This is a genomic window from Shinella sp. G-2, from assembly GCF_050172695.1.
Taxonomy (GTDB): domain Bacteria; phylum Pseudomonadota; class Alphaproteobacteria; order Rhizobiales; family Rhizobiaceae; genus Shinella.
Genome location: NZ_JBBEYH010000004.1, coordinates 218,341 through 235,047 on the forward strand (window position 1 = coordinate 218,341; position 16,707 = coordinate 235,047).

15 protein-coding genes are annotated in these 16,707 nt (G+C 65.2%); 10 read left to right on the forward strand and 5 right to left on the reverse strand.

The annotated features are described in order from the left end of the window. Nucleotides 1-33 precede the first annotated feature (33 nt). The 3 genes from aroA (at nucleotide 34) to rpsA (ending at nucleotide 3,851) form a co-directional block, all read left to right on the forward strand. Nucleotides 34-1,401, forward strand: coding sequence for a 3-phosphoshikimate 1-carboxyvinyltransferase (gene aroA, locus V8U06_RS10120; RefSeq protein WP_427140521.1), 1,368 nt, complete (start codon nucleotides 34-36; stop codon nucleotides 1,399-1,401). Beyond that, entirely contained in the window at nucleotides 1,401-2,033 is a 633-nt protein-coding gene (gene cmk, locus V8U06_RS10125; RefSeq protein ID WP_427140522.1) for a (d)CMP kinase, read from the forward strand. The genes aroA and cmk overlap by 1 nt, the downstream gene beginning before the upstream one ends. Nucleotides 2,034-2,144: 111 nt before the next feature. Beyond that, entirely contained in the window at nucleotides 2,145-3,851 is a 1,707-nt protein-coding gene (rpsA, locus tag V8U06_RS10130) for a 30S ribosomal protein S1 (RefSeq protein ID WP_427140523.1), read from the forward strand. A 69-nt stretch (nucleotides 3,852-3,920) separates the two neighbouring features. On the opposite strand, the gene V8U06_RS10135 is transcribed toward rpsA, so the two are convergent. Next, on the reverse strand, nucleotides 3,921-5,588 hold the full coding sequence (locus tag V8U06_RS10135; protein ID WP_427140524.1) for a hypothetical protein: 1,668 nt from the start codon (nucleotides 5,586-5,588) through the stop codon (nucleotides 3,921-3,923). 382 nt (nucleotides 5,589-5,970) lie between these two features. Here V8U06_RS10135 and V8U06_RS10140 point away from each other — a divergent pair, with 382 nt between their 5' ends. Together V8U06_RS10140 and V8U06_RS10145 are read left to right on the forward strand one after the other, a co-directional pair. Continuing rightward, nucleotides 5,971-7,356: a nicotinate phosphoribosyltransferase gene (locus V8U06_RS10140; RefSeq protein ID WP_427140525.1), complete on the forward strand. Its 1,386-nt coding sequence runs from the start codon at nucleotides 5,971-5,973 to the stop codon at nucleotides 7,354-7,356. Nucleotides 7,357-7,412: 56 nt separating this feature from the next. After that, entirely contained in the window at nucleotides 7,413-7,748 is a 336-nt protein-coding gene (locus V8U06_RS10145; protein ID WP_427140526.1) for a DUF6665 family protein, read from the forward strand. Between the two features lie 142 nt (nucleotides 7,749-7,890). Here the strand turns inward: V8U06_RS10145 and V8U06_RS10150 are convergent, their stop codons facing one another. Genes V8U06_RS10150 through V8U06_RS10160 form a run of 3 tightly spaced genes read right to left on the reverse strand, consistent with a single transcriptional unit; the run spans nucleotide 7,891 to nucleotide 10,687 of the window. Continuing rightward, nucleotides 7,891-9,129, reverse strand: a complete 1,239-nt coding sequence (locus tag V8U06_RS10150; RefSeq protein WP_427140527.1) for a hypothetical protein — start codon at nucleotides 9,127-9,129, stop codon at nucleotides 7,891-7,893. A 50-nt stretch (nucleotides 9,130-9,179) separates the two neighbouring features. After that, a complete protein-coding gene (locus V8U06_RS10155; protein ID WP_427140528.1) occupies nucleotides 9,180-10,052 on the reverse strand; it encodes a DUF817 domain-containing protein in 873 nt (290 codons plus the stop codon). A gap of 8 nt (nucleotides 10,053-10,060) precedes the next feature. Beyond that, the gene (locus V8U06_RS10160) at nucleotides 10,061-10,687 is read right to left on the reverse strand and encodes a ribonuclease D (protein WP_427140529.1); all 627 of its coding nucleotides are present in this window, start codon (nucleotides 10,685-10,687) and stop codon (nucleotides 10,061-10,063) included. A 109-nt stretch (nucleotides 10,688-10,796) separates the two neighbouring features. Here V8U06_RS10160 and V8U06_RS10165 point away from each other — a divergent pair, with 109 nt between their 5' ends. Beyond that, complete coding sequence (locus V8U06_RS10165; protein ID WP_427140530.1) at nucleotides 10,797-11,081, forward strand: hypothetical protein; 285 nt, start codon at nucleotides 10,797-10,799, stop codon at nucleotides 11,079-11,081. 54 nt (nucleotides 11,082-11,135) lie between these two features. Here the strand turns inward: V8U06_RS10165 and V8U06_RS10170 are convergent, their stop codons facing one another. Continuing rightward, nucleotides 11,136-11,390: a GlsB/YeaQ/YmgE family stress response membrane protein gene (locus tag V8U06_RS10170; RefSeq protein ID WP_226920453.1), complete on the reverse strand. Its 255-nt coding sequence runs from the start codon at nucleotides 11,388-11,390 to the stop codon at nucleotides 11,136-11,138. 594 nt (nucleotides 11,391-11,984) lie between these two features. Between V8U06_RS10170 and V8U06_RS10175 the strand changes: the two genes are divergently transcribed. The 4 genes from V8U06_RS10175 (at nucleotide 11,985) to V8U06_RS10190 (ending at nucleotide 16,701) form a co-directional block, all read left to right on the forward strand. Continuing rightward, complete coding sequence (locus V8U06_RS10175; protein WP_427140531.1) at nucleotides 11,985-13,595, forward strand: globin-coupled sensor protein; 1,611 nt, start codon at nucleotides 11,985-11,987, stop codon at nucleotides 13,593-13,595. 138 nt (nucleotides 13,596-13,733) lie between these two features. After that, the gene (locus V8U06_RS10180; RefSeq protein WP_226920451.1) at nucleotides 13,734-14,033 is read left to right on the forward strand and encodes an STAS domain-containing protein; all 300 of its coding nucleotides are present in this window, start codon (nucleotides 13,734-13,736) and stop codon (nucleotides 14,031-14,033) included. Continuing rightward, nucleotides 14,030-14,395, forward strand: coding sequence for a chemotaxis response regulator CheY1 (gene cheY1 / locus V8U06_RS10185; protein WP_024270516.1), 366 nt, complete (start codon nucleotides 14,030-14,032; stop codon nucleotides 14,393-14,395). The genes V8U06_RS10180 and cheY1 overlap by 4 nt, the downstream gene beginning before the upstream one ends. Nucleotides 14,396-14,418: 23 nt before the next feature. Next, the gene (locus V8U06_RS10190; protein ID WP_427140532.1) at nucleotides 14,419-16,701 is read left to right on the forward strand and encodes a chemotaxis protein CheA; all 2,283 of its coding nucleotides are present in this window, start codon (nucleotides 14,419-14,421) and stop codon (nucleotides 16,699-16,701) included. Nucleotides 16,702-16,707 lie beyond the last annotated feature (6 nt).

Below are 16,707 nucleotides of genomic sequence, written 5' to 3' on the forward strand. Positions count from 1 at the left end.
CCGGGGAGCCGTGGATCTACAAGGAAGACGCCCATGTCGCACGGCGCCAGTGCCCGGCCCGCAACCGCCCGCAAATCCTCCGGCCTTTCCGGAACCGTCCGCATTCCCGGCGACAAGTCGATTTCCCACCGGTCCTTCATGTTCGGCGGCCTTGCGAGCGGACAGACGCGCATCACGGGTCTGCTCGAAGGCGAGGACGTCATCAACACGGGCAAGGCCATGCAGGCCATGGGCGCCAGGATCCACAAGGACGGCGACACCTGGATCATCGACGGCGTCGGCAACGGCGCGCTGCTGGCGCCCGAGGCGCCGCTCGATTTCGGCAATGCCGGCACCGGCTGCCGCCTGACCATGGGTCTCGTCGGCGTCTACGATTTCGATTCCACCTTCATCGGCGATGCCTCGCTGACCAAGCGCCCGATGGGCCGCGTGCTCAATCCGCTGCGCGAAATGGGCGTGCAGGTGACCTCCGCCGAGGGCGACCGCCTGCCGGTGACGCTGCGTGGGCCGAAGACGCCGACGCCGATCACCTATCGCGTGCCGATGGCGTCCGCGCAGGTGAAGTCCGCCGTGCTGCTCGCCGGTCTCAACACGCCCGGCATCACCACCGTCATCGAACCGGTAATGACCCGCGACCACACCGAAAAGATGCTGCAGGGCTTTGGCGCCAACCTCACGGTCGATACCGATGCCGACGGCGTGCGCACCATCCGGCTCGAAGGCCGGGGCAAGCTGACCGGCCAGGTCATCGACGTGCCGGGCGATCCGTCCTCGACGGCCTTCCCGCTGGTCGCCGCCCTCCTCGTGCCGGGCTCCGACGTCACCATTCTCAACGTGCTGATGAACCCGACGCGCACCGGCCTCATCCTGACGCTGCAGGACATGGGCGCCGACATCGAGATCATCAATCCGCGCCTTGCCGGCGGCGAGGACATGGCGGACCTGCGGGTGCGCTCCTCGGCGCTGAAGGGCGTCACGGTGCCGGAAGACCGCGCGCCGTCGATGATCGACGAATATCCGGTTCTCGCCGTTGCCGCCGCCTTCGCCGAAGGCACGACGGTCATGAACGGCCTCGAGGAGCTGCGCGTCAAGGAAAGCGACCGCCTCTCGGCCGTCGCCAATGGCCTCAAGCTCAACGGCGTCGATTGCGACGAGGGCGAAGCCTCGCTCGTCGTGCGCGGTCGTCCGGATGGCACGGGCCTCGGCAATGCCGCCGGTGCAGCGGTCGCGACCTATCTCGATCACCGCATCGCCATGAGCTTCCTCGTCATGGGCCTCGTCTCGGAAAACCCCGTCACGGTGGACGATGCCACCATGATCGCCACGAGCTTCCCGGAATTCATGGACCTGATGACCGGCCTCGGCGCGAAGATCGAGCTGCACGACACGAAGGCCGCCTGATGACCTTCACCATCGCCATCGACGGTCCCGCCGCCGCCGGCAAGGGCACGCTGTCGCGCCGCATCGCGGAAGACTACGGTTTCCATCACCTCGATACGGGGCTGACCTACCGCGCGACGGCGAAGGCCCTGCTCGACCGCGGCCTGCCGCTGGATGACGAGGCCGTTGCCGCCGATGTCGCCAAGACCCTCGATCTCGGCGGTCTCGATCGCGCGGTGCTGTCGGCCCATGCCATCGGCGAGGCGGCCTCGAAGATCGCGGTCATGCCCGCGGTGCGCCGGGCGCTGGTCGAGGCGCAGCAGGGGTTTGCGGCCCGCGAGCCCGGCACGGTGCTCGACGGACGCGACATCGGCACGGTCGTCTGCCCGGATGCGCCGGTCAAACTCTATGTCACAGCCTCGGCGGAGGTGCGCGCCAGGCGCCGCTGCGACGAGATTCTTGCCGGCGGCGGGGTGGCCGATTACGGGACGATCCTCGAGGATATCCGCCGCCGCGACGAGCGCGACATGGGCCGGGCGGACAGTCCGCTGAAGCCTGCCGACGATGCGCACTTGCTCGATACCTCGGAAATGAGTATAGAGGCGGCGTTTTCGGCGGCAAAGTCGTTCATCGACGCCGCGCTTAAGCAATAGAACAAGGCCTGTCCCCGCGCCGGATTTGCTGCCCATGGGCAGCGGATAGCGCCTCGTTCATTACCAACGCTAACCCCCGGCGCCCGTGCCTTTGGCACATCAGGAGTTTCAATGTCTCAAGCAAACCCCACGCGCGAAGATTTCGCAGCCCTTCTGCAGGAATCCTTCGCCGCTAACGATCTCGCCGAAGGCTATGTCGCCAAGGGCATCGTTACCGCGATCGAAAAGGACGTCGCCATCGTTGACGTCGGCCTCAAGGTTGAAGGCCGCGTTCCGCTGAAGGAATTCGGCGCGAAGTCGAAGGACGGCACGCTGAAGGTCGGCGACGAAGTCGAAGTTTACGTCGAGCGCATCGAAAACGCGCTTGGTGAAGCTGTTCTCTCGCGCGAAAAGGCTCGCCGCGAAGAAAGCTGGGCCAAGCTCGAAGTCAAGTTCGAAGCTGGCGAGCGCGTCGAAGGCGTCATCTTCAACCAGGTCAAGGGTGGCTTCACCGTCGATCTCGACGGCGCCGTCGCCTTCCTGCCGCGTTCGCAGGTCGACATCCGTCCGATCCGCGACGTCACGCCGCTCATGCACAACCCGCAGCCCTTCGAAATCCTCAAGATGGACAAGCGTCGCGGCAACATCGTCGTTTCGCGCCGCACGGTTCTCGAAGAGTCGCGCGCCGAGCAGCGTTCGGAAATCGTTCAGAACCTCGAAGAAGGCCAGGTTGTTGACGGCGTCGTCAAGAACATCACCGATTACGGTGCGTTCGTTGACCTCGGCGGCATCGACGGCCTGCTGCACGTCACCGACATGGCCTGGCGCCGCGTCAACCATCCGTCGGAAATCCTGTCCATTGGCCAGCAGGTCAAGGTTCAGATCATCCGCATCAACCAGGAAACCCACCGCATCTCGCTCGGCATGAAGCAGCTCGAGTCGGATCCGTGGGATGGCATCGGCACGAAGTACCCGGTCGGCAAGAAGATCTCCGGTACCGTCACGAACATCACCGACTACGGTGCGTTCGTCGAGCTGGAACCGGGCATCGAAGGCCTGATCCACATCTCCGAAATGTCCTGGACGAAGAAGAACGTACATCCCGGCAAGATCCTGTCCACGAGCCAGGAAGTCGACGTTGTCGTTCTCGAAGTCGACCCGACGAAGCGCCGCATCTCGCTCGGTCTCAAGCAGACCCTCGAGAACCCGTGGCAGGCCTTCGCGCACAGCCACCCGGCTGGCACGGAAGTCGAAGGCGAAGTCAAGAACAAGACCGAGTTCGGTCTGTTCATCGGCCTCGAAGGCGACGTGGACGGCATGGTGCACCTCTCCGACCTCGACTGGAACCGTCCGGGCGAGCAGGTCATCGAGGAGTTCAACAAGGGCGACGTCGTCAAGGCTGTTGTTCTCGACGTGGACGTCGACAAGGAGCGCATCTCGCTCGGCATCAAGCAGCTCGGCCGCGATTCGGTCGGCGAAGCTGCCGCTTCCGGCGACCTGCGCAAGAACGCCGTCGTTTCGGCTGAAGTCATCGCGATCAACGATGGCGGCATCGAAGTGAAGCTCGTCAACCACGAAGACATCACCTCGTTCATCCGTCGTGGCGATCTGTCGCGTGACCGTGACGAGCAGCGTCCGGAGCGTTTCTCGGTCGGCCAGACCGTCGACGCCCGCGTCCTGAACTTCTCGAAGAAGGATCGCAAGATCCAGCTTTCGATCAAGGCGCTGGAAATCGCCGAAGAGAAGGAAGCCGTCGCACAGTTCGGTTCGTCCGACTCGGGCGCTTCGCTCGGCGACATCCTCGGCGCGGCTCTGAAGAACCGCAACAACGCCGAGTAAGTCTTCGCTTACGAAAAGAAGAGCCCGCGGGGAGCGATCCCCGCGGGCTTTTTCTTTGGGAGGATGATGTTACGTCCAGTAGTCGCCGAGCTTCTGGTAGAAGACGAGGCCGGGTTCCAGGACGCCCACCATCTCCGCCGTCTTCTCGCGCCGGCGCGCCATGTCGGCGGTCTCCGGTTCGTCGTCGGCGGGTGCATCCTGCGCATCCTCGTCCGCTTCGCCCCCTTCGTCTTCGTTGTCGCCGTCGGTTTCCTCGTCCTTTTCAGGCTCGCGGCTCTGCGGCCATTCGAGGTCCTCTTCGGCCGGAAGGTAGGGAACGAAAGCAACGGGCACGCCCTCGCGCAGCACGGGCGCGGCAAGCAGCCTTTCCGGTGTCGCGTCGACGATGGGCGCGGCCGCATCGCGGGACCGGGGCAAGGGCAGGGGCTCTTCCTGCTCCACCGCCGGCTGCGATGGTATCGATGCGGTCTGCGTGGCGTCGGGCTTTGCCCTGGCGGTTTCGCCGGCAAGCGCCGGGGTATCGCCCTTCGCAAGCGGGACATCGCCGTCTTCCGCCGTGGCGGGCTGCATGCCGGCCGGCAATCCGTCGGGCCGGGTCTTGCGCGCCTCGCTGCCGGTTTCGGGTTTCAGGAATTCTTCTGCCGCCTCGTCCACGTGCTCGCGTACGATCAGGGCGATTTCCTGCTCTATGGCCGGATCGAACGGATGCTCGAGCAGCGTGCGCAGGAACGTCGCTTCTTCCGGCGAAAGGTTCTCGACGAGCTGGACGACGGCCTGCGTCAGAAGGGCGGGCGGCAGGTCCCGCGCCACGGCCTGCAGCACGCTGCGGGCCAGCGCCTGTCCGGCCGTGTTGGTGTCCTGCGCCTTGAGGGGCAGCGCCTCGCGCTTCACGGCGGGCGTTTCCGTCCGTGCTTCTTCCGCCGCGCCATTGTGACGGGCGGCGGCCTCGCTGGCGTCCACGGCTTGCTGCGGGCTGGCGGCGCGGGTGGCGGGCGTCGGAAGGAGGGGTTCGATCTGGGTAGGGCGGGCTTCGCTTGCGGCGCGGGCCGTTCCGGCCGGCATCTGCCGGTCCGCGCCAGCCTCCGCCGCTCGGCCTGGCAGGGGACGCGGCCTGCCGCCGGTGTCGAAGTCGAAGATGCGTTTCAGCGTCGCCTGAAGGGCGCGGGCATCGCCGGGCATCTGGCTCGTCTGAAGGGCCAGCGCGCTCTGCTGCGCCCCTTGGCGGCCGACGGCGGCGAGTTGCTGGGCGGTGAGGCTCACCGGCTTGGCCTGACGCTCCGCGCCGGCGACGGGGCCGTCGAGGTCGAGGCCGGTCGCGATGAGGGTGGCGAGCTTCTGGGCTTCCGGCCCGTTGGGATTGCGCACGATCTCGATGAGGCTGCGCGTCGGCATGGCGGAGAGCACAGTGGAGATCAGTTTCTCGACACTCGGCCGCAGCGCCGGCGGCAATCGGGCAATGATGTCTGCAAGCCTGCCGGCATTGTCGCCGTCCCGCCCGGGCAGGGCCTTCAGCGCGCCGAGCAGCGTTTCCAGGAGATCGCGGCCGGGGCTGGGCTCGGCCGTGCGCGGCATGTGCTTCAGCATGGTTTCGAGCAGGCGAAGCAGCACTTCGGCCTTGAGATTGGCAAGAGCGGCGGCGGAAAGCTGCGGCTTGACGGCGGCATCAACCGCCACCCGCCCCTCGAGGGCGGGGGAGGGCTGTGCTGTTCCGGTCGTCGTCGCCACACGCGGCAGCATGCCTGCCTCCTGTTCGCCGTCGATGCCATCCGCATCGCAAGGCCTGCCAATGTTCCATCATTCGTCGGATGGCGCATCATGCGCGACGCTGCGAGCTGGTGAGCTTTCAGCCCGGCGAACCGGGCATTTCTGCGGGAGGCGGCGGGTAAACCGGCGAAACACTGAACCGCGAACTGTGCCGGACGGGAAACCCCGGTACTCCGAACCACTATGACGCTAACAATTGGCATTTTATGGTTAACAGAAGGTTAACGTCGCGTTCGCGTCGTTCGCATCGGCAGCGAGGCACGGCCCTTGCCCCTTATGCTCACCTCGCGTAAATCTTGCCCGCACTGTCGGCCGCCGGGGATTTGCGGACCGCGGATGCGGCGGAGACCTTTCGATGAACCTCACCAACCTCATCCTCAACACCGACAGCTACAAGTTCAGCCACTACCTGCAATATCCGCCGGAAACCCGGGCGATCTCGTCCTATGTCGAGGCGCGCGGCCATTCCGATCACCCGGAAGTGCTGTTCTTCGGGCTCCAGATGTTCCTCAAGGAATATCTGTCGAAGCCGGTGACGATGGCGGATGTCGACGAGGCCGAGGGTATCGTGACGGCGCATGGCCTGCCGTTCAATCGCGAGGGCTGGACGCATATCGTGCGCAAGCACGGCGGCTACCTGCCGCTGCTCATCGAGGCACTGCCGGAGGGCCGGATGGTGCGCCGCGGCGTTCCGGTGGCGCAGGTCGTCAACACCGATCCCGCCTGCTACTGGCTGACCTCCTATATCGAGACGGCGTTCCTGCGCGCAATCTGGTATCCGAGCACCGTCGCCTCCAATTCGCGCAAGGTGAAGCAGATCATCCAGCCGATCCTGGAAAAGACCTGCGACGACCCGGCCGCCGTCCTGCCCTTCCGCCTGCACGATTTTGGCGCGCGCGGAACCACCAGTTTCGAACAGGCCGGCATCGGCGGCACGGCGCATCTCGTCAATTTCATGGGCACGGATACGGTCAGCGCGGTGCTCTATGCCCGCCGCTATTACGGCGCCGACATGGCCGGCTTCTCCATCCCGGCTTCCGAGCACTCCACCATGACCTCCTGGGGGCAGGAGCGCGAGGCGGAAGCCTATGGCAACATGATCGACAAGTTCGGCGGCAAGGGTCTCTATGCCGTCGTCTCCGACAGCTACGACATCAACAATGCCGTCGCGGAGATCTGGGGCAAGCAGCTCAAGGAGAAGGTGCAGGCCGCGGGCGGCACGCTCGTCGTGCGCCCGGACAGCGGCGATCCGGTGGAAACGCCGGTGCAGGTCGTGCGCCAGCTCGCCTATGCCTTCGGCACGCATCTCAATGGCAAGGGCTACAAGGTGCTCGACAACAGCGTGCGCGTCATCCAGGGCGATGGCATCTCGCCGTCCGATATCGGCCTCATCCTCGGCCGTCTCGAGGCCTTCGGCTTCTCGGCGGAGAACATCGCCTTCGGCATGGGGGCGGGGCTTCTCCAGCGCGTCAACCGCGATACCTACTCCTTCGCCATGAAGGCCAATGCCCGCCAGGACACCGCCGGCGCTTGGCACGACGTCTACAAGCGCCCGGCCACGATGAACCTCAAGGCCTCCAAGGCCGGCCGCCAGGCGGTGGTCGAAGGTTATGTCGGGCTGGAAGCGGCGCGTGTCGAGCAACTGGCAGGCCGGGAGAACCTGTTGCAGCCGGTCTGGCGCGACGGTGAACTCCTCGTCGACTGGAGTTTCGAGGCGGTGCGCGCCCGCGCCGCCGGCTGATCCCTTGCAGTCAAGCCTGCCCGGTATCATCTTAGTCCCAGGACAGGAGACAAGAGATGACGGTTCGCCCGCCGCAGGCGCTTGCCCCCTCCTTCACCAAGGAGACGGGCCTCAACATCCTTGAATACGAACTGATGGCCGAGCGGGCGGATTCGCTCGGCCGGCACGGGCTGAAGGTGGAGAAGGCGGTCGCGCTGCTTTCCGAGCGCCTTGCCGCCGGCTGCGGCGCGACGGAGCGCGAAGACCTCCTGAACGATGCGGCCGACAAGGTCTGGGCCTTCTTCATCCAGCGGGAAATGTGCGGGCTGCGCAGCCAGAAGGATGCGATCCGCCGCTACGCCATCCCGCCGGAGGTCATCGCCCGTCTCGGGGTCGTGCGGCGCAAGCCCTAGAGTTTGTCAGGGAAAAGTGGGAACCGGTTTTCCCTGACAAACGAAAACAAGAGAATTTAGAGCATGTCTGGTTCAATCTGAACCTGGCATGCTCTAGGACCAGCCTTCATTTCCTCAATGGAACAGCGATAGGGCCTGGCTGTCAGGCGACGAGCTGGCGCGTGATGAGATCGTAGATGCCGTTGTCGTCGACGCGCAGCACGAAGATGTCCTTCTTGGCTTCCTCGCGGTCCTGCTGCTCGCGGATGCTCGCCGCATCGAGGTCGTTCACGGCTTCCGCGCTGTTCTCGGCGGGCGCATCCTTGGCGTCGGCCGGTTTCCCGCCACTCTTCGCCGTGGCCTTTTCGACGGTGTCGGTGGCTTCCGCGCCGGCGGAAAGCAGCTGGATCGTATCGAGGGCATCGACGGGTTTCCGGCCGTCCGTCTTGCCCTTCGTCGCGTCCTCGTGGGCGCGGCCGACCGCATCCTGAAGCTTCTCGACGTCTTCGAGCTTCTTGCCGGCCTCCAATGTCCGGATCGTGTCCTCGCGCTCCCTGCGGGTCTGCGCATCCTCGATGCGCGTCGGGTCGCGCTTCGTACGATCGAGCTTCAGTTCCTCGATCGTCTTGGGATCGGCGGTATCCTCCAGGCGGGCGATGATCTTCCGCATCTCCGGCGTCAGCGCCTTTTCCGCATCGGCCTTTTCGGCCAGCGCATCCTTCACGCGCTCGGCTTCGGGACCGTAGGGATTGCGGATCGCGGCGACGAGATCGGCCGCCTTGAGGCCGAGGTCGGCAAGGCCCGATGTCTTCTCGACGGTCGTGATGTCGGCCGGCAACTCGCCACGCTGGCGCGTCAGGAGGGCGGAAAGGCGCTGCTCGTAATCGGAACCCGCTTCCCCTCCGCCCTGCGTCACGCCGCCCGCGAAGGCGAGGCGCGCGACGAGATTGGCGGCGGCATCGTCCGAGGGGCCGTTCATTGCCTGCTGGACGGCTGCAAGACTGGTGCCGAGCGCACGGAGGGAGACGTTGAGCGTGCTGCCCTTGGCCGGCAGGTCGATGCTCTCGACGAGGGCGAGCTTGTCGGCGAGGCGCTGGGCGAAGGCGCGGGCGGATTCGCCCTCCTGCTGGCCGAGGCCGAGCGTATCGCTGAACCGGGAGATCAGCTTGGCAAGCGTATCGCCGCCGCGCGCATTGCTGCCGAAGAAATGCTCGTTGATGCGGGCGTTCGCCTGGCGCGCGGTGTCGTCCGATTGCAGGTGCGCCTGCTCGCGGATGTCGTCGGTCTTGCGTCCGCTCGCCTTCTCCGCCTCCTCGCGGCGGCGTTCCTCGATCGTATCGACGAGGGACTGCATGGCCGAGACGGCGGCGGTGGACTGCGCGCTCTGCAGGGGTGTCAACATGGCAAACCTCCAGTTGCCCGGAGGATAGCGTCCCGGGCGTTAACCGGGCGTTAAGCCTGATCCTGCCGGATTTCGGGGGTATCGGGCGGCTGCGGACGGCAGACGACCGTCACCAGCACGAAGCTGACATAGAGCAGCAGATACCAGGAACCGAGCTTGGTGAAGGGCACCATGTGCCAGGTCTGCTGGCCCGGATAGAGCCACACGCCTGTCGCCGTGCCGATGTTCTCGGCAATCCAGAGGAAGATGCTGGTGAGGAAGGCGGCGACGACGAGCGGCATCCAGCGCGCCTTGCGCTCCACCGTATAATAGATGCGCACGCGCCCGAAGAGCAGCACCGTCGCCGCGAAGAGGCCGAAGCGGATATCCGTGACATAGTGGTGCGCATAGAAATTGGCGTAGATGGCGATGGCCAGCAACGCCGTCGTCCAGAAGGGCGGATAGTGCGTGAAACGCATGTCGAAGATGCGGATGGCGCGGGCCATGTAGCTGCCGACCGAGGCATACATGAAGCCGGAAAAGAGCGGCACGCCGCCAAGACGGATGACGGCCTCTTCCGGATAGGCCCACGAGCCCATATGAACCTTGAAGATCTCCATGGCCGTGCCGACGAGATGGTAGATCAGGATGACCTTGGCTTCCTCGAAGGTCTCCATCCTGAGCGTCAGGAAGGCGATCTGGATGGCGAGCGCCAGGACGAAGAGCGCGTCGTAGCGGTGGATCGGCCAGTCCGGCTGCCAGATGAGCTTCGTCAGGATGATGAGGCCGAGCATGAGCCCGCCGAAGAGGCAGGCCCAGGCCTGTTTCAGCCCGAACAGCAGGAATTCCGCAAGACCCGGCGGAAGGGCTTCGAGCCGGCCGCGGATGCGCCGGCGCAGCGGCTCCAGCGTCGGCCCGGTCTGATGCTGCCGGCCGGTTTCCACGGATGCGCTCAGCTGTGGGCGAAGATGTCGGTCTCGTCCCAGCCGAGAAGGTCGAGCTTGGAGCGGGTCGGCAGGAAGGCGAAGCAAGCCTCCGCATGGGCCAGCCGGCCGTCGCGCACGAGGCGGCCCATCAGCTTGTCGCGCAGCGCATGAAGATGCAGCACATCGGAGGCGGCATAGTCGAGCTGCGCCTGGGAGAGCGTTTCCGCCGCCCAGTCGGAGGACTGCTGCTGCTTGGAAATGTCGACCTCGAGCAGTTCCTTGAGATTGTCCTTGAGGCCGTGGCGGTCGGTATAGGTGCGCGTCAGGCGCGAGGCGATCTTGGTGCAGAACACCGGCGTGGTGGTGACGCCGAAGGTGTGGAACAGCACGGCGATGTCGAAGCGGCCGTAATGGAAGATCTTCTGGCGCGCGGTGTCTTCCAGCATGGCGGTGAGGTTCGGCGCTTCCGTCTGGCCGGCGGCGATGCGGATGACGTCGGCGGTGCCGTCGCCCGGCGAAAGCTGCACGACGCAGAGCCTGTCGCGGCGCGGGACCAGGCCGAGCGTTTCGGTGTCGATGGCGATCGCGCCGGTATAGCGGGCGGCATCGGCGGCCGAGATGTCACCTTCGTGATACCGGATTGTACTCGCCATGAAAAACCCCATCTAAGCTGTCTGAATATCCGCTGGGCTATAGCGCATGTTTCCCGCCGGCGGTATCTCTTTATGGATTGCGAAAGGCCGGCGCCTGCCGGAAACGAGGATGAAGACACGAGCTGCCCTTGCCCTTCTGGCCCTCCTGATGTCCGCCGTCGGCGGCCAGGCGCAGGTATACAAGGACCTTCCCGGGGTCGTGCCGTCCGACGCCACCGCCGAGTACAGCGGCAAGAATGCCACGACCTGCCAGTTGCGGGTGGAGGTTCCCTCGCAGGACAGCTCCCGCTGGATACCGCGCAATGTCTATGTGTGCGAGAAGAACGGCATAACGAGCACCGGCACGCGCCTGCCGACGTCCCGCGAGCGCGAATTGCGCGGCTGGGACTGGTAGCCGGCGGAAAGGCCGCGGCGGGGGAGCCGCCACGGCCTGCGGTTCCCGCGGCCGTCAGGCGCGCTTGATGACCTTGATGAGCACGAGCAGGATCACGGCGCCGATCGTGGAATGGATGATGGCGGCGATGATGCCGCTGCCGAGGCTGATGCCGATGGCGGGGAAGAGGTAGCCGGCGATGAAGGCGCCGACGATGCCGACGACGATATTGCCGACGAGGCCGAAGCCGAAGCCCGAGACGATAAGGCCCGCAAGCCAGCCGGCAATGGCGCCGACGATGAGGAAAACCAGAATGCTTTCAATGCCCATAATGTGCTCCCTTTGACAGTCTCATTCTGTCACGGCTCAATCTGGCAGCCGCTTTCGGGAAAGCAAGAGGCGAGTGGAGCAAGATTTTCAGAAAACCCGCGCCTTGGCCATCGTGCGGCCGGCCTCGATATCGAGAAGAAGATAGACGGCGGCCAGTGTGGCCGAAGCGATCACGGTCGCGCCCAATGCCAGAACAATCATTGCTCGTTCCTCCTGACAACATCGTCAGTCCATGGCCGACCCTACGCGCGCGAACTTGCGTGTAGCTTACGCAACGTCGGGTCGTGTTAATTTTAGCGAAGCCATAAGCAAGGTGTGAACTATTAACCTTCAGGCAAGGAATTAACCATAAACATGGGGTCTACACGTCGGAATGGGAAATTCGCCGTTTCTCACCCAGGCATGATGCCGAACCGCCGTACCGGAAAAGAGCCGGTATTCGAGTTTCACCGAATTTGATCATGGATCGACGGGGACGCCACGCATGCCGCCTCGTGGCAGCGTACGGCTCGGCCAAAACCTCTCCTCCATGCTGAAAGTTCAGTCGGTCATCCACGATGGAGGACCGGGCATCGTTGGTTTGGGAGCGAATTGGTGCAGGAAATGCCGGCAGAACAGGCTCGAACGGGACAGGCGGCCAGCCTGCGCGACCGTTTGCGCTTTGCCGGGGTGGAAAGCACCGACGGCGATATCCTGCGGCGCCACCGCCAGACCCTCGAACGGCATGTCGAAACCGCGCTTCGCGACCTCTTCCAGCGTTTCCAGACCTTTCCCGATGCCGCCCGCCACTTCCAGAGCGAGCGCCAGATCGACCGGCTGCACGACCTCCAGAGCTCCCACTGGAGCGTCCTGACCGACGCGCGGTTCGACGGGCTCTATGCCGAACGGGTGAAGGTTCTCTCCGACAGCGAAAGCCAGATGGGCCTCGACCCGCGCTGGCGCATTGCCGGCCATTCGGTCGTGCTCGAGACTGTCGTCACCGGTCTCATCGAGGAATACTGGCCGAAATCCATCCTGCCCGGCGCCGGCAAGGCCCGTCGCAAGGAACTGACCGAGCTCGTCTCCGCCTTCCTGCGCACGGCCATGGTCGATGCGGAAATCGGCGTCTCCCTGCGCTTCAACGAGCTGCGTCACGCCCATGCCCGCGCGCTCGGCGAACAGCGCCAGCAGGACCGTGCCGAACTCGACCGCGTCTTCGGCGAAACCATTCGCGGCCTTTCGCAGCTCGATCTCTCCCAGCGCGTTTCCGGCGAGATGCCCGACGCCTGGCGCGACCTTGCCGAAACGCTGAACGGTGCGCTCGACGAAATCCAGTCCCGCCTTGCCTCGGCCGCCGACCGCGCCGGCGAGACCGACCGCCTCGTCGGTACGCTCGCTTCCGGCGCGCAGGCGCTCTCGACCCGCTCCTCGGAACAGTCGGCAAGCCTCATCGAGACCGCCAACGCCCTCGGCACGATCGTCGAACGCGTGCGCCAGACGCTCGGTGAGACCCGCAAGGCCCAGGCCGCGGCCGCATCCACGCAGGCATCCGTCGCGCTCAGCGGCAACATCGTCGGCGAAGCGATGTCAGCCATGGCGGATATCGAGGCTTCGGCGGAAAAGATCGGCCAGATCATCGGCGTCATCGACGAGATCGCCTTCCAGACCAATCTCCTGGCGCTGAATGCCGGCATCGAGGCCGCCCGCGCCGGCGACAGCGGCCGCGGCTTTGCCGTCGTCGCGCAGGAAGTGCGCGCGCTCGCCCAGCGCTCGGCCGATGCGGCGCGCGAGATCAAGCAGCTCGTGACGGGCACCAAGGCGCAGGTCGGGGCCGGCGTCGAGCACGTCCACCGCACGCAGGATGCCATCGGCAACATCGTCCGTCAGGTCGAGGAGATCAACGGCGCCATTACCGGCATCGTGCGCGAGAGCGCCGTCGATGCCGACGGGCTGAACGGGATCTCGGCCGAGATCGGCCGTGCCGGCCGCACGCTGGAAGCCGACGCCGTGGATGCCGGCCGTCTCGGCGGCACGGGCGGCGATCTCCAGACGGTCATTCTCGAACTCGGCCGCACGATCCGCGAATTCCACGTTTCGTCGCAGCGCGATCTTCGCCGCCCGGCTCGCCCCGCGCAGGCGGAGCCGCGCGCGACGATGCCGGCAACCGAGACGCCGTCCTCTCCCCTCGATTTCCTGACGGCGCGGGCCGTCGGCTTTGGAGGCTGAGATGACGGCGAAGCAACCCCGGCACTGGTTCTCCACGGCGCGCAGCCGGCTTTCGGAAGAAGGCCTGCCACCGGCTCCCAATGGCGGAACGGCGCATTTGGACAGACGCAGTCACTGCTTCAGACAAGGAAAACGATAATGGCGAGCAAGAAAGCCGCTCAGAAAAGTCTAAGCCTTGCCCCCGTCCTCGATCTCAACGAGGCGACGGCGCTGCATACCCAGCTCATGGGCTTCAAGGGCAATCCGCTCGTCATCGACGCTTCGGCGGTCGAGCGGGTCGGCGCGCTCTGCGCCCAGGTTCTGATGGCCGGCGCCAAGAGCTGGGAAGAGGACAAGCAGCCCTTCACCTTCACCAAGGTGTCCGACCCTTTCATGAAGACAATGCAACTTATCGGCGTGAATATTGATCACTTGCTGGCACAGGAGGCTAGGCAATGAAGAAAAAAGTCTTGACCGTGGATGACTCGCGGACCATCCGGAACATGCTTCTGGTTACGCTCAACAATGCAGGCTTCGAGACCATCCAGGCGGAAGACGGCGTGGAGGGCCTGGAAGTCCTCGAGAACGCCAACCCGGATGTCATCGTCACCGACATCAACATGCCGCGCCTCGACGGCTTCGGCTTCATCGAAGGCGTGCGCCGCAACGAGAAGTACCGGGCCATCCCGATCCTCGTTCTGACCACCGAAAGCGATGCCGAGAAGAAGAACCGCGCCCGCCAGGCCGGTGCGACGGGCTGGATCGTCAAGCCTTTCGACCCGACCAAGCTGATCGATGCGATCGAGCGCGTAACCGCCTAATCCTCCAGTCCAGGATTTTCCCGATGGATATGAACGAAATCAAAGAGATCTTCTTCCAGGAGTGCGAGGAGCAGCTCGCGGAACTGGAATCCGGTCTCTTGAAGCTGAATGACGGGGATCGCGACCCGGAAACGGTCAACGCCGTGTTCCGCGCCGTCCACTCGATCAAGGGCGGTGCCGGCGCATTCGGCCTCGACGATCTCGTCTCCTTCGCCCATGTGTTCGAGACGACACTGGATTGCGTTCGATCCAACAAGCTGGAGCCTACCCAGGACGTCCTGAAGGTCATGCTGAAGTCCGCCGACGTTCTGGCGGACCTGACCAATGCGGCCCGCGACGGCGGCAGCGTCGACGAGGCGCGCAGCCGCACCCTCATCCGCGAACTGGAAGCGCTCGCCCATGGCGAAGCGCCGGCTGCCGCCGAAGCGCCCGCGCCCAAGCCCGTCGCCGCGGCGCCCAAGGCGGCCGCGCCTGCGCCCGTTGTCGTCGAAAAGCCGCCGGTCAACGACGAAGGCTTCCAGCCGATCCCATTCTCCTTCGGCGATTTCGACGAGGAAGGCGCCGATCACTACGTGCCGACCGTCCAGGTCACGTTCAAGCCGAAGAAAGACCTCTACGCCAAGGGGAACGAAGCAGTCCTCCTGCTGCGCGATGTCTCCCGCCTCGGCGAGATGAGCGTCTATTGCGACATGGACAGCCTGCCGACGCTCGACAAGATGAACCCGGAGGAAGCCTATTTCTCCTGGAAGATTTCCGTGACGACCGACAAGGGCGAAGACGGCGTGCGCTCCGTCTTCGAATTTGCCGAATGGGATTGCGATCTCGACATCAACACCATCGAGGAAGACGTCGTCGGCGAAGCGACAAGCGACGAAGAGCTGCCGATGCAGCCCGTGCCGTTCGACCTGTCAATGCTGGACGATGGCGGCTCCGCCGCGGCGGATGAACCGGCCGTCATCGAAAGCGATGCCGCCGCTGCCGTCGCCGCCGCCGAAACGGCCACCAAGGTCGCGCAGGTCGCAAGCCGCGCCGCCGAGAACAAGGCCGCTGCCGCAGCTTCTGCCGCCAGCGCCGCGCAGGCGAACCAGGCCGCTGCCGCCGGCCAGACGATCCGCGTCGATCTCGACCGCGTCGACCGCCTGATCAACCTCGTCGGCGAACTCGTCATCAACCAGGCGATGCTCTCGCAGAGCGTGGTCGAGAACGACAACAACGGCACGTCCTCCATCAATATGGGTCTGGAGGAGCTGCAGCAGCTCACCCGCGAGATCCAGGATTCGGTGATGGCCATCCGCGCGCAGCCGGTGAAGCCGGTCTTCCAGCGCATGGCCCGCACCGTTCGCGAAATCGCCGATATCACCGGCAAGTCGGTCCGCCTCATCACCGAAGGCGAGAACACCGAAGTCGACAAGACCGTCATCGACAAGCTCGCCGAGCCGCTGACGCACATGATCCGCAACGCGGTCGACCACGGTCTCGAAATGCCGGAGAAGCGCGAAGCCCTCGGCAAGAACCCGGAAGGCACGGTTCGCCTGACCGCCAAGCACCGTTCGGGCCGCATCGTCATCGAGCTGGCCGACGACGGCGCCGGCATCAACCGCGAGAAGGTGCGCCAGAAGGCCATCGACAACGACCTGATCGCGGCCGATGCGAACCTGTCCGACGAGGAAATCGACAACCTGATCTTCCACGCCGGCTTCTCCACCGCCGACAAGGTCTCGGACCTGTCCGGCCGCGGCGTCGGCATGGACGTCGTCAAGCGCTCGATCCAGGCGCTCGGCGGCCGCATCTCGATCTCCTCGAAGCCGGGGCAGGGCTCCGTCTTCACCATGAGCCTGCCGCTGACGCTTGCCGTCCTCGACGGCATGGTGGTCACGGTCGCCGGCCAGACGCTCGTCGTGCCGCTGACGGCCATTGTCGAGACGCTGCAGCCGGAAGCCTCCGCCATCCATTCCTTCGGCGCCTCGCAGCGGCTGATCTCGATCCGCAACTCGTTCTGCCCGCTGGTGGATGTCGGCCGGATCCTCAACTTCCGCGCCACCCAGGCCAATCCGATCGAGGGCGTCGCGCTTCTCGTCGAATCGGAAGGCGGCGGCCAGCGCGCCCTCATGGTCGATGCGATCCAGGGCCAGCGCCAGGTCGTCATCAAGAGCCTGGAGGCGAACTACACCCACGTGCCGGGCATCGCCGCCGCCACCATTCTCGGTGACGGGCGCGTCGCTCTCATCCTGGACGTCGATGCGGTTGTCGCCGCCTCGCGCGGCCAGTCCCTGAAACAAGACATTTCGCTTGCTGCCACCGGTTGATAGCCC